Below are 11981 nucleotides of genomic sequence, written 5' to 3' on the forward strand. Positions count from 1 at the left end.
GAGGAACACGTCATGACCCGCTTTCCAGCCGCTCTAGCCGCAACTCTGGCCGCCGGGTTGGCCGCCGCCCCCGTTGCGGCGGAACTACCCGTCGGCGAGCGCGCGCCTGGCTTCTCGACGCGGGCCGCGCTGGCAGGGGAGGCGTTCGGCTTCTCCCTTGAAGAGGCGCTGAAGAAGGGCCCGGTGGTGCTCTATTTCTACCCCAAGGCCTTCACGCAGGGCTGCACGCTCGAGGCCAATGCCTTTGCCGAAAGCATGTCTGATTTCGAGCGGGCTGGGGCGAGCGTCATCGGCATGTCGAACGATGACATCGCCACGCTCAAGCGGTTCAGCCGCGAGGAATGCCGCGACGCGTTCCCGGTCGGCGTGGCAAGCGCGGGAGTGATCGCCGACTACGATGTGAAGCTTGGCAATAGCGGGCTGGCGAGCCGCACTTCCTATGTGATCGCGCAGGACGGGCGGATCGCCGCGGTTCATTCGGACAGCGACTATCGCGGCCATGTCAGGGAAACGCTCAAGGCCGTGCGCGCGCTGTCCCGGTGAAGCCCGCGTGTCACGGGTGCGTCGATCTTTACAATCGCATGATGCTCGCTAGGTGAGGCGTCCCGCCGGTCGGGCGGGGGCACTAGCGCAAAAGGAAACCACGCATGCGGGCAGAAGCCCAGGCCCATATCGACCGGATCGAAGCCGCGCTCGCGCTGGTGCGTCAGGCGCTCGACTGGGAGCGCGCGCTGCGTCGGCTCGACGAACTCAATGCACGCGTTCAGGACCCTTCGCTGTGGGACAATCCCAAGGAGGCGCAGGCGATCAGCCGCGAGCAGAAGACGCTCGAGACGGCCGTGACGACAGTGCGGGAAATCTCGAGCGAAATGGACGATGCGGTCGAATTCATCGAGATGGGCGAGGCCGAGGGCGAGGAAAGCGTAATCAATGAGGGCCTCAAGAGCCTCGAGAAACTCGCCCGCCGCGCCGATGCCGACAAGGTCCAGGCGCTGCTTTCGGGAGAGGCGGACGGCAACGACACCTATCTCGAAATCCATGCCGGCGCAGGCGGGACGGAAAGCCAGGACTGGGCCGAGATGCTTTTCCGCATGTATTCGCGCTGGGCCGAGCGGCGCGGTTTCAAGGTCGAGACGGTCGAGTACCAGGCGGGCGAGGCTGCGGGCATCAAGTCGGCGACGCTGCTCCTCAAGGGTGAGAACGCCTACGGCTATGCCAAGACCGAAAGCGGCGTTCACCGGCTCGTCCGCATCAGCCCCTATGACAGTTCCGCGCGCCGCCACACGAGCTTTTCCAGCGTCTGGGTCTATCCCGTCATCGACGACGACATCGACATCGAGATCAACCCCGCCGACCTCAAGATCGATACCTACCGCGCGAGCGGGGCCGGCGGCCAGCACGTCAACACGACCGATTCCGCCGTGCGCATCACCCACCAGCCGACCGGCATCGTGGTGGCGAGCCAGAACGATCGCAGCCAGCACAAGAATCGCGCGACCGCGATGAACATGCTGAAAGCGCGCCTGTTCGAGCGCGAAATGGCCGAGCGCGAGGCGGCGGCCTCGGGCGAATACCAGGAAAAGAGCGAGATCGGGTGGGGCCACCAGATCCGCTCCTATGTCCTCCAGCCGTATCAGATGGTGAAGGATCTGCGCACGGGCGTGACCTCGACCTCGCCGGACAACGTGCTCGACGGGGAGATCGATCCGTTCATCTCCGCTGCGCTTGCCCAGCGGGTGACAGGCGAGACGGTCGAAATCGAGGACGTCGAATAATGTCCCGCCCCCTTGGCGTCGCGGGCGTTGCCGCGCTCGTCACGGGCCTGCTGCTGGCTTCCTGCGACGGCCTTTTCCCAACGTCCGACAGGCCTGCGACCGCGCTCGATTTTCCCGAGCCCGATCGGCCCGTTGCGCGCGTTGTTTCCAACCAATTCGCCGACGAGGATGCCCGCGACGAGCGTGACGAGGCGCGGATCGTGATGGACCTCGCCGATATCCAGCCCGGGATGACCGTTGCTGATATCGGTGCCGGCGAGGGGTATTATACCGTCCGCCTCGCCGATCGGGTGGGCGTCGAAGGCCGGGTTCTCGCGCAGGACATCGACTGGGAAGCGCTCGAACGGCTTGGCCAGCGGGTCGAGCGCGAGCGGCTCGAGAATATCTCGATCAAGCCGGGCCGCGTGGACGACCCGCAATTGCCCGCCGACAGTTTCGATCGAATCCTGCTCGTGCACATGTATCACGAGGTCGGGGAACCCTATGCCTTCCTGTGGCGGATGTGGCCGGCGCTGACGGCCGGGGGCGAGATCGTGGTGGTCGAAACCGATCGCTCCGTCGCGCGTCACGGCATGCCCCATGCGCTGCTGTTCTGCGAGTTCGAAGCGGTCGGCTACAGCCTGATCGAGTATATCGAGCGACCCGATATCAAGGGCTATTTCGCCCGCTTCGGCAAGGGCGAGGCCCGCGTCGAGCCCGAGGCGATCGAACCGTGCAGCGCCGCCTGATCGGCGGCGCGAACGTGGTCGGGAGCGGCGGATAGGCCATTGCCGCAGCCTCTCGGCTTCCTTATGTGACACGCTGATTGCAGCGCAGGCCAAGACGTCTTGCGAAAGGGAGTTACTAATTGTTCAAGGGATTGAGCCCCATCGTTTATGGTGGCCGGGAAGTGTGGCCGCTGATCGAGGGCGGCAAGGGCGTGTCGGCAACCAATCACGCCAGTTCGGGCGCGTGGGCGGCTGCGGGCGGAATCGGGACGGTCAGCGCGGTCAATGCGGACAGCTATGACGAGACGGGTAACGTCATCCCGCAGGTCTACCCTCAGGCCACGCGCCAGGAGCGCCACGAACAGCTGATCCGCTACGCCATTGACGGCGCGACCGCACAGGTCCGACGCGCGCATGAGATCGCCGGGGGTAAGGGCGCGATCAACATCAACATCCTGTGGGAAATGGGCGGGGCACAGGCCGTCCTCGAAGGCGTGCTCGAACGCACGCGGGGGCTTGTCACGGGGGTCACCTGCGGGGCGGGGATGCCCTACAAGCTCGCCGAGATCGCCGCGCGCTTCAACGTCAGCTACCTCCCCATCGTCAGCTCAGCGCGCGCCTTTCGCGCGCTTTGGAAGCGGTCCTATCACAAGGTATCCGAGCTGATGGCCGCGGTGGTCTATGAGGACCCCTGGCTTGCGGGCGGGCATAACGGCCTGTCCAATGCCGAGAACCCGCGCGAGCCGCAGGATCCCTATCCGCGCGTGCGCGACCTGCGCGCGACCATGCGCAAGGAAGGCGTGTCGGAAGACGTGCCGATCGTGATGGCCGGTGGGGTCTGGTACCTGCGCGAATGGAACGACTGGATCGACAATCCCGAACTCGGAAAAATCGCCTTCCAGTTCGGAACGCGCCCTTTGCTGACGCAGGAAAGCCCGATCCCGCAGGTCTGGAAGGACATGCTTCGCTCGGTCGAGAAGGGCGACGTGCTGCTGCACAAGTTCTCGCCCACCGGGTTCTATTCGAGCGCGGTCAAGACGCCGTTCCTGTATGACCTGATGCACCGTTCCGAACGCCAGATTCCCTTCGTCAAGCGCGGCGAGATGGAAGGCACCGTCCAGCTTGGCGACACCGGCAAGGCGCGCAGTTTCTGGGTCAGCCCCGAGGACAAGCGCAAGGCCGAGATGTGGATGCGCGAGGGCCAGACCGAACCGCTCAAGACGCCCGACAACACGATCGTCTTCGTCACTCCCGACAAGCGCGACGAGATCCGCAAGGACCAGCAGGACTGCATGGGGTGCCTGTCGCACTGCCAGTTTTCGAGCTGGAAGGACCACGAGGATTTCACCACCGGCCGCCTCGCCGACCCGCGCAGCTTCTGCATCCAGAAGACCCTGCAGGAAATCGCGCACGGCGACGATCCGGCCGACAACCTCGCCTTTGCCGGGCACTCGGCTTACCGGTTCAAGACCGACCCGTTCTATTCGAACGGCTACACGCCGACGGTCGGCGAACTGGTCGAGCGGATTTTGACGGGGGATTGAGGGGCTAGATCAGCGCCGTCAGCACCTGGTCGGGCGGTCTGTGTCCATCGGCCCAGAAGCGGATGTTCGCGATCACCTTCTCGCCCGAGGCCTCGCGTCCCTCCGCCGTCGCGCTGCCGATATGGGGGAGGGTCATGACGTTGGGATGGTCGAGCAGGCGCCTGTCCACATTCGGTTCGTCCGGATAGACGTCGAGCCCGGCCCCTGCCAGTCGGCCTTCGTGTAGCGCCTCGATCAGCGCTTCGTGGTCGATCAATTCGCCGCGTGCGGTGTTGATGATGCTTGCGCCCTGTTTCATCATTCCGATCCGGCGCGCGTCGATCATCGCGCGCGTTTCGGCGGTCAGGGGGCAATGCAGCGTCAGGATGTCGGCCTCCGCCACAAGCGCGTCGAGTTCGCCGACGAACCGCGCCCCGAACATCCGCTCGGCCGCTTCGGGAAGGGGCTTTCTCGCATAATAGGCGATGTCGAGCCCGAAGGCTTTCGCCCGGTGCGAGACCGCCTGGCCGATCCGGCCCATGCCGACAATGCCCAGCACCTTGCCCCCGATCTTGCGCCCGAGCAGGCCCGAAGGCGCCCAGCCGGTCCATTCGCCGCGGCGCACCAGCTGCGTTCCCTCGCGGATGCGGCGCGGAACGCCGAGGATCATCGCCATGGCGATGTCGGCAGTGTCGTCGGTGAAGACGCCGGGCGTGTTGGTGACGATGATCCGCCGCTTCGCCGCCGCATCGAGGTCTATGTGCTCGGTGCCTGCGCCGAAATTGGCAATCAGGCCAAGCCGGTCGCCGCAACCTTCGATCATATCGGCATCGATCCTGTCGGTCACGGTCGGGACCAGCACGTCGCAATCGTTCATCGCGGCCAGAAGTTCGTCTCGGGTCAGCGGCGTATCGTTTTCGTTGAGCACGGTATCGTAAAGCTCTCGCATCCGCGCCTCGACTGCCGGCATGAGCTGGCGCGTGACCACGACGCGGGGCTTGCCCGAGGGAAATTGCGGTGCGCTCGATGCTGCCATGAGGCGTTGCGCTAATGGGTGAGGGGCTTGGCGGTCAAGCGGTTCCGGTTGGGGTGTGGTCAAAGCGCGTGCTTGCAGCCTGTGCAGCCCGCGTTATCTGTCAGCGCATGAGCGCCCTTCGTCTTGCTGCCGTGATCCTGCTCGCGATCGTCGTCGCCGGCTCGCTCGTGGCGGAGCCGGTTCGCGCGCAGGAAAGGGCGGTGCCTTATTGGGCGAGCCTGCGTTTCGACGAAGTGCGTATGCGTGTCGGGCCGAGCCGCCAATATCGCATCGACTGGGTCTACCAGCGCAAGGGCCTGCCCGTGCAGGTCGTGCGGGTGCGCGAAGGCTGGTGGCTCGTTCGCGATGCGGAGGGAACGCAGGGCTGGATTGCAGCCAGCCAGCTCACCCGCAATCGCGGCGCAATCGTGATCGGCAGCGAGCCCGCAGCCATGCGCGCCGGGCCCGAGGCCCCCGCGCCGCTGCGCTGGCGGGCGGAGCCGGGGGTCGTCGGCAAGTTGTTGCGTTGCCGCGAGCAATGGTGCGAGATCGATGTCGGCGGCCGCACCGGATGGGTCCGTGCCGAGCGTCTTTGGGGCGATGAGGATCTCGCTGACGGCTGAGGGGCTGGGGCCTGGCCCATCCTCGCAGGTCTAGGCCCCGGCTAGAATGTTCATCCCGGTGCCGCTCGCGCTCGCCCCGCGGCCAGCGCCCAACTCGGCCGGCATCGGCGCCGGTTCGACCGGATCGGGCTCCTGCGGCGGCTCGTCGCACGCGGCGAGCGCAAGGGCGGGAAGAACGAGCAGCGCGACCCGCATCACACCAGCTCGACCGCGACTGCGGTCGCCTCGCCGCCGCCGATGCATAGCGAGGCTACGCCGCGGGTCTTGCCGTGCTTCTTCAGGGCATTGAGCAGCGTGACGATGATTCGCGCGCCGCTCGCCCCGATCGGGTGACCGAGCGCCGTGCCGCCGCCATTCACGTTGATCCTGTCATGCGGGATATCGAGATCGCGCATCGCGAACATGGCGACGCAGGCGAAGGCCTCATTGACTTCGAACAGGTCTACGTCCTCGACACTCCAGCCTGCGCGCTCGAGCACTTTCTTGATCGCGGGGATAGGGGCGGTGGTGAATTTCGCCGGTTCGTGCGCGTGCGCGCCGGTAGCGACGATCCGCGCGACCGGTGTGAGCCCCTTTTCCTTCGCCACGCTCTCGCGCGCCAGCACCAGAGCAGCCGCTCCGTCCGAGATCGAACTGGAAGTCGCTGCGGTGATCGTGCCGTCCTTGGCGAAGGCTGGGCGCAGCGAGGGAATCTTGTCCGGGCGACCCTTGCCGGGCTGCTCGTCGGTTTCGACCACCACGTCGCCCTTGCGGGTCGAGACCGTCACGGGGACCACTTCGTCGGCGAAGGCCCCGCTTTCGATCGCCCGGTTCGCGCGGGCGAGCGATTCGATCGAATAGGCGTCCATTTCCTCACGCGTCATCTGATACTCGTCGGCGGTTTGCTGCGCGAAGGTCCCCATGGCGCGACCTTCCTCGTAGGCATCCTCGAGCCCGTCGAGGAACATGTGGTCATAAGTCGTGTCATGCCCGAGCCGCGCTCCAGAGCGGTGCTTTTTCAGGAGGTAGGGCGCATTGGTCATACTTTCCATGCCGCCCGCGACGACCAGGTCGATCGTCCCGCTGGCAAGCGCCTCGGTCCCCATGATGACCGTCTGCATGCCGCTGCCGCAGACCTTGTTGACGGTCGTCGCCTCGACCGAAAGCGGAAGGCCCGCCTTGACCATCGCCTGCCGCGCGGGCGCCTGGCCGAGCCCGGCGGGCAGCACGCAGCCCATGTAGGCGCGGTCGAAATCATCGCCGCTCGCGCCGGACCGTTCGACCGCAGCCTTTACCGCGACCGCGCCGAGATCGGTCGCCGACACGTCCGCCAGCGCGCCCTGCATTCCGCCCATCGGGGTGCGGGCATAGGAAAGGATGACGATCGGGTCTTCGGCCGAAAATTGGGGCATTACGTAGGCGTCCTTCTGGTTCGGTTGCGTGACGGGCGCGAGGTCTAGTGTCGCACCCGCCGAATGGCAATCGCGCGCAGGAGCCGCTTTTCTGTTACCTTGTCATCGCCCGCGCTTTCGGCAAGTGTCGGCATCGGTGGCAATCCGCAACGGATGCCGACAGGATACGGGGATCAGGAGAGAGAAATGGCAGACGACCGGCGCGAAGAACTCGAGGAACTGCTGAAGCACCAGCGCGACGCCTTCACCGCCTCGCGGCCCGAAGCGATGAGCCTGCGCAAGGATCGGATCAGGCGCGCGATGGCGCTGCTCAAGGAGAACGACGAGGAATTGTGCCGCGCGATGGGCGCCGATTTCGGCAATCGCGCGATCGAACAGTCGATGATCACCGATATCGCAGGCACGGTCGGGCTCGGCAAGGATGCGCTCAAGCACATGGACAGCTGGGCCAAGACCGACAAGCGCAAGGTCCAGTTCCCGCTGAACCTGCTCGGCGCCAAGGCCGAGGTGCGCTACGAACCCAAGGGCGTGATCGGCATCCTTTCGCCTTGGAACTTTCCGGTGAACCTCGCCTTCGCCCCACTGATGCAGGTACTCGCCGCGGGCAACCGGGCGATGATCAAGCCATCCGAATTCACCGAACGCACGAGCGAGCTGATGGCCGATCTGACCGCCAGATATTTCGCGCGCGATGAAGTCGCCGTGGTCACGGGCGGGCCGGAGGTCGCCGCGGCCTTTTCCTCGCTGCCTTTCGACCATCTCGTTTTCACCGGCTCGACCGCGACCGGTCGGCTCGTCATGCAGTCGGCGGCGAAGAATCTCGTGCCCGTGACGCTCGAACTGGGCGGCAAGTCGCCCGTCATCATGGGGCGAAGCGCCGATTTCGCGAAAGCGGGCGAGCGGATCGCATTGGGCAAGATGATGAATGCCGGCCAGATCTGCCTCGCGCCCGATTACATGTATGTCCCCGAAGACAAGGAAGACGAGGCGGTCGCGGGCGTTTCGAACGGCGTGTCCGCGATGTATCCCACCCTGCTCGAGAATGACGACTATTGTTCGATCGTCTCCGATCGTCATTTCGACCGGCTCAAGGGCCTGGTCGAGGATGCGCGCGACAAGGGAGCCGAAATTATCGAGGTCAATCCGGGCGGAGAGGATTTCGGCTCTTCCAACCAGCGCAAGATGCCGCTCACCATCCTCAGGAACGTGAGTGACGACATGGCCGCGATGCAGGAGGAGATTTTCGGGCCGGTCCTTCCGGTCAAGACCTATCGTGCCGTCGACGAGGCGGTCGATTACGTCAACGAGAACGATCGCCCGCTGGGCCTTTATTATTTCGGTGAGGACGAGGCGGAACAGGAACGCGTGCTGAGCCGCACGATCTCCGGCGGGGTCACGACGAACGATGTCATCTTCCATGTCTCGATGGAGGACCTGCCTTTTGGCGGAGTCGGGCCGTCGGGGATCGGAAGTTATCACGCGATCGAGGGTTTCCGCGAATTCAGCCATGCGCGCAGCGTCTATCACCAGCCCAAGATCGACATCGCCAAGCTTGCCGGGTTCAAGCCGCCCTACAGCAAGGCGACGCTCAAGGCGGCGGCGAACATGATGAAATAACACGCGCGCGATGCAATGATGCGTGCCGGACGGCTGTCGCATCATGTGTTCGGTTTCGTGCAAGTGCGATGCGCCGATTTGCCCGAGTCGCGCCCTTGCGCGGGGGTCGCGACAAGCCTAGGTGGCACGTGGGATAAGCAAGCTTGGACATCGCCGTGATCGACCTCAGCCAGTATCTGCCGATACTGATATTCATCTTCGTGGCCCTCGGGCTTTCGGTTCTCTTCGTGTTCCTGCCTATGGGTGTTTCGCGCCTGACAGGCGTGCACAACCCGGATGCAGAGAAATTGTCCGAATATGAGTGCGGCTTCCCCGCGTTCGAGGATGCGCGCAGCCAGTTCGACGTGCGCTTCTATCTCGTCGCGATCAGCTTTATCATTTTCGACCTCGAAGCCGCGTTCCTGTTCCCCTGGGCGGTGAGCCTCGGCGAGACGGGTTGGGTCGGCTGGATCGGCATGATGACCTTCCTTTTCATCCTCGCCGTCGGCCTCGCCTACGAATGGAAGAAAGGAGCTCTGGACTGGGAATGAGCAAGCCTTCCGAGAGCACGCCAGAAACGACAATCGTCACCCCGCCGCGCAGCCTTCCGGATACCTCCGGCCTGGCCACCGCGAAGGGCGGCGAGGTGCGCCAGCCCGACCAAGACTATTTCAACGCGCTCCAGGCCGAGGTCAACGACAAGGGCTTCCTCGTCACCTCGACCGAGGACGTGTTCCAGTGGGCCCGCACCGGCTCGCTGTGGTGGATGACCTTCGGCCTCGCGTGCTGCGCGGTCGAGATGATCCATGTGAACATGCCGCGCTATGACATGGAGCGTTTCGGAGCCGCCCCGCGCGCCTCGCCTCGCCAGAGCGACCTGATGATCGTCGCAGGCACGCTGTGCAACAAAATGGCTCCTGCGCTGCGCAAGGTCTATGACCAGATGTCCGACCCGCGTTATGTTATTTCGATGGGGTCCTGCGCCAACGGCGGCGGTTATTACCATTACAGCTATTCGGTGGTGCGCGGATGCGACCGGATCGTGCCGGTCGACATCTACGTCCCCGGCTGCCCGCCGACCGCCGAGGCGCTGCTCTATGGCGTGATGCAGTTGCAGCGTAAGATCCGCCGCTCCGGTACGGTGGAGCGATAAGGTAAGCGTCATGACCGTCCTTCATTCCGCTCCGAAGATCGCCTCGCACGAAGGCGTGATCGACGCGATTTCCGAGACGATCAGCGTCTGGTTGCTCGACGCGCACGAGGCGCATGGCGAGCTCATCTTCACGGTCCGCCGCGAGGATATCGAGCGCGTCCTGCGCGTGCTGCGTGACGATCACGCTTACCAGCAGCTGATGGAGATCGCTGGCGCGGACTATCCGCAGCGGCCCGAGCGGTTCGAAGTCGTCTACATGCTGCTTTCTCTGACGAAGAACCACCGCATTATGGTCAAGTGCTCGACCGATGAGGCGACCCCGGTCCCCACGGTCACCACGCTGTGGCCGAATGCGGGCTGGCTCGAACGCGAGGTGTTCGACATGTTCGGCGTGACCTTCGCCGGCAACCCGGACCTTCGCCGCATCCTCACTGACTACGGCTTCGAGGGGCATCCCTTCCGCAAGGATTTCCCGATGACCGGCTATACCGAGCTACGTTACTCGGAGGACGAGAAGCGGGTGGTCTACGAACCCGTGGACCTTGCACAGGATATGCGAACCTTCGACTTCCTCTCCCCGTGGGAAGGTGCCGAATACCAGCTTCCCGGCGACGAGAAGGCGCAGCAGCCGCCGCTCGGCGACGAGAAGAAGCCGCCGGTGAGCGACCCGAAGGTGACTGAAAAGCCAGCCGATACCGGAGCAGGACCCAAAGCCGATGAAAAGGCCGCCGAAGGCACGGGCGCGAACCCGCCCAAGATGAAGAACGGCGGCGCAAAGCCGGGTGCGCCCGAGCCTACCGAGGATAGCCCCGACCGCGCGCCTCCCAAGAGCAATGTCCCCGAGACAAAGGGCGCGACCAAGCCCGAAGGCGGTGACGAATGAGCATCGAGATCGAAAAGTCGCCGACAACCGAAGGCGACGTCATCACCAATTACACGATCAATTTCGGCCCCCAGCACCCGGCCGCGCACGGCGTCTTGCGCATGGTCATGGAGCTGGACGGCGAGGTGATCGAGCGGATCGACCCGCATATCGGCCTGCTCCATCGCGGCACCGAAAAGCTGATCGAGCACAAGACCTATCTCCAGGCGCTGCCCTATTTCGACCGGCTCGATTACTGCTCGCCGCTGTGCATGGAGCATTCCTACGTCCTCGCGATCGAGAAGCTGCTCAATCTCGAAGTGCCCGAGCGCGCCCAGTACCTGCGCGTCCTGTTCGCCGAATTGACCCGCATCTCCAACCACATGCTCAACATGGGCGCGCACGTGCTCGACGTGGGCGCGTTCACGCCGAACCTGTGGATCATGGACCTGCGCGAAGACTGCATGAACTTCTTCGAGCGGGCGAGCGGAGCGCGCATGCACAGCGCCTATTTCCGCCCCGGCGGCGTCCATCAGGACGTGCCGGAAAAGCTGCTGGTCGATATCGGCGACTGGCTCGACAACCGTTTCTTCCAGCTGTTCGACGATGCGATGAGCCTCGTGCTCGACAACCGCATCTTCAAGCAGCGCAATGTCGATATCGCCGTCGTCGGCCGTGAGGACGCTGTGGCGTGGGGCTTTTCCGGCCCGATGATCCGCGCGGCGGGGATTCCGTGGGACCTGCGCAAGTCGCAGCCCTACGATGTCTATGACCGGATGGATTTCGAAATCCCGGTCGGCACGAATTCGGACTGCTACGACCGCTTCATGGTGCGGGTCAAAGAGGTGCGCGAGAGCGCGAAGATCATCAAGCAGTGCCTCGCGCAGATGCCCGGTGGGCCGATCGCGGCGGAAAACAGCAAGGTTGTCCCGCCCAAGCGCGGCGAAATGAAGCAGTCGATGGAAAGCCTCATCCACCACTTCAAGCTCTACACCGAAGGCTTCCACGTGCCCGCGGGCGAGGTCTATGTCGCGACCGAAAGCCCCAAGGGCGAATTCGGCGTCTATCTCGTCAGCGACGGCACGAACAAGCCGTACCGCTGCAAGATCCGCCCGACCGCCTTCAGCCACCTGCAGGCGATGGACTTCATGTCCAAGGGCCACATGCTGCCCGACGCAACCGCCATCCTGGGCGCGATCGACGTGGTGTTCGGGGAGTGCGACCGGTGATCTTTTTTTGCGCTACCGTCTTCCCGGACTTGATCCGGGATCCCGCTTTTTCCTCGCTGCACACGAAGGCAGCAGGACCCCGGATCAAGTCCGGGGCGACGACCTGG

At 64.5% G+C, this 11981-nt stretch carries 12 protein-coding genes; 10 read left to right on the forward strand and 2 right to left on the reverse strand.

The features are described from left to right. Positions 1 to 12: 12 nt before the first annotated feature. From RIB52_RS13680 to RIB52_RS13695, 4 genes are all read left to right on the forward strand, one after another. Positions 13 to 543 (forward strand): peroxiredoxin, encoded by a 531-nt coding sequence (locus RIB52_RS13680; RefSeq protein WP_350176465.1) that lies wholly within the window; start codon positions 13 to 15, stop codon positions 541 to 543. 104 nt (positions 544 to 647) lie between these two features. Further along, a complete protein-coding gene (gene prfB, locus RIB52_RS13685; RefSeq protein WP_350176467.1) occupies positions 648 to 1775 on the forward strand; it encodes a peptide chain release factor 2 in 1128 nt (375 codons plus the stop codon). Further along, entirely contained in the window at positions 1775 to 2503 is a 729-nt protein-coding gene (locus RIB52_RS13690) for a class I SAM-dependent methyltransferase (RefSeq protein ID WP_350176469.1), read from the forward strand. Before prfB ends, RIB52_RS13690 begins: the two co-directional genes overlap by 1 nt. A gap of 119 nt (positions 2504 to 2622) precedes the next feature. Beyond that, the gene (locus RIB52_RS13695; RefSeq protein WP_350176471.1) at positions 2623 to 4026 is read left to right on the forward strand and encodes an NAD(P)H-dependent flavin oxidoreductase; all 1404 of its coding nucleotides are present in this window, start codon (positions 2623 to 2625) and stop codon (positions 4024 to 4026) included. Between the two features lie 4 nt (positions 4027 to 4030). On the opposite strand, the gene RIB52_RS13700 is transcribed toward RIB52_RS13695, so the two are convergent. Then, complete coding sequence (locus RIB52_RS13700; protein ID WP_350176473.1) at positions 4031 to 5041, reverse strand: 2-hydroxyacid dehydrogenase; 1011 nt, start codon at positions 5039 to 5041, stop codon at positions 4031 to 4033. Between the two features lie 107 nt (positions 5042 to 5148). Here RIB52_RS13700 and RIB52_RS13705 point away from each other — a divergent pair, with 107 nt between their 5' ends. Continuing rightward, on the forward strand, positions 5149 to 5643 hold the full coding sequence (locus RIB52_RS13705) for an SH3 domain-containing protein (protein WP_350176475.1): 495 nt from the start codon (positions 5149 to 5151) through the stop codon (positions 5641 to 5643). Between the two features lie 194 nt (positions 5644 to 5837). Here RIB52_RS13705 and RIB52_RS13710 read toward each other — a convergent pair whose 3' ends face one another. Continuing rightward, positions 5838 to 7034 carry a thiolase family protein gene (locus tag RIB52_RS13710; protein WP_350176477.1) on the reverse strand — a complete coding sequence of 399 codons (1197 nt, stop codon included), beginning with the start codon at positions 7032 to 7034 and terminating at the stop codon, positions 5838 to 5840. Positions 7035 to 7220: 186 nt separating this feature from the next. Here RIB52_RS13710 and RIB52_RS13715 point away from each other — a divergent pair, with 186 nt between their 5' ends. From RIB52_RS13715 to RIB52_RS13735, 5 genes are all read left to right on the forward strand, one after another. After that, entirely contained in the window at positions 7221 to 8651 is a 1431-nt protein-coding gene (locus RIB52_RS13715; RefSeq protein ID WP_350176479.1) for a coniferyl aldehyde dehydrogenase, read from the forward strand. A 155-nt stretch (positions 8652 to 8806) separates the two neighbouring features. Then, positions 8807 to 9181: an NADH-quinone oxidoreductase subunit A gene (locus RIB52_RS13720; protein WP_350176579.1), complete on the forward strand. Its 375-nt coding sequence runs from the start codon at positions 8807 to 8809 to the stop codon at positions 9179 to 9181. Continuing rightward, complete coding sequence (locus tag RIB52_RS13725; protein WP_350176481.1) at positions 9178 to 9783, forward strand: NuoB/complex I 20 kDa subunit family protein; 606 nt, start codon at positions 9178 to 9180, stop codon at positions 9781 to 9783. The genes RIB52_RS13720 and RIB52_RS13725 overlap by 4 nt, the downstream gene beginning before the upstream one ends. A 10-nt stretch (positions 9784 to 9793) precedes the next feature. Beyond that, complete coding sequence (locus RIB52_RS13730; protein ID WP_350176483.1) at positions 9794 to 10666, forward strand: NADH-quinone oxidoreductase subunit C; 873 nt, start codon at positions 9794 to 9796, stop codon at positions 10664 to 10666. Beyond that, positions 10663 to 11874, forward strand: coding sequence for an NADH-quinone oxidoreductase subunit D (locus RIB52_RS13735; RefSeq protein WP_350176485.1), 1212 nt, complete (start codon positions 10663 to 10665; stop codon positions 11872 to 11874). Before RIB52_RS13730 ends, RIB52_RS13735 begins: the two co-directional genes overlap by 4 nt. Positions 11875 to 11981 lie beyond the last annotated feature (107 nt).

It is taken from the genome of Erythrobacter sp., assembly GCF_040217515.1.
GTDB lineage: Bacteria > Pseudomonadota > Alphaproteobacteria > Sphingomonadales > Sphingomonadaceae > Erythrobacter.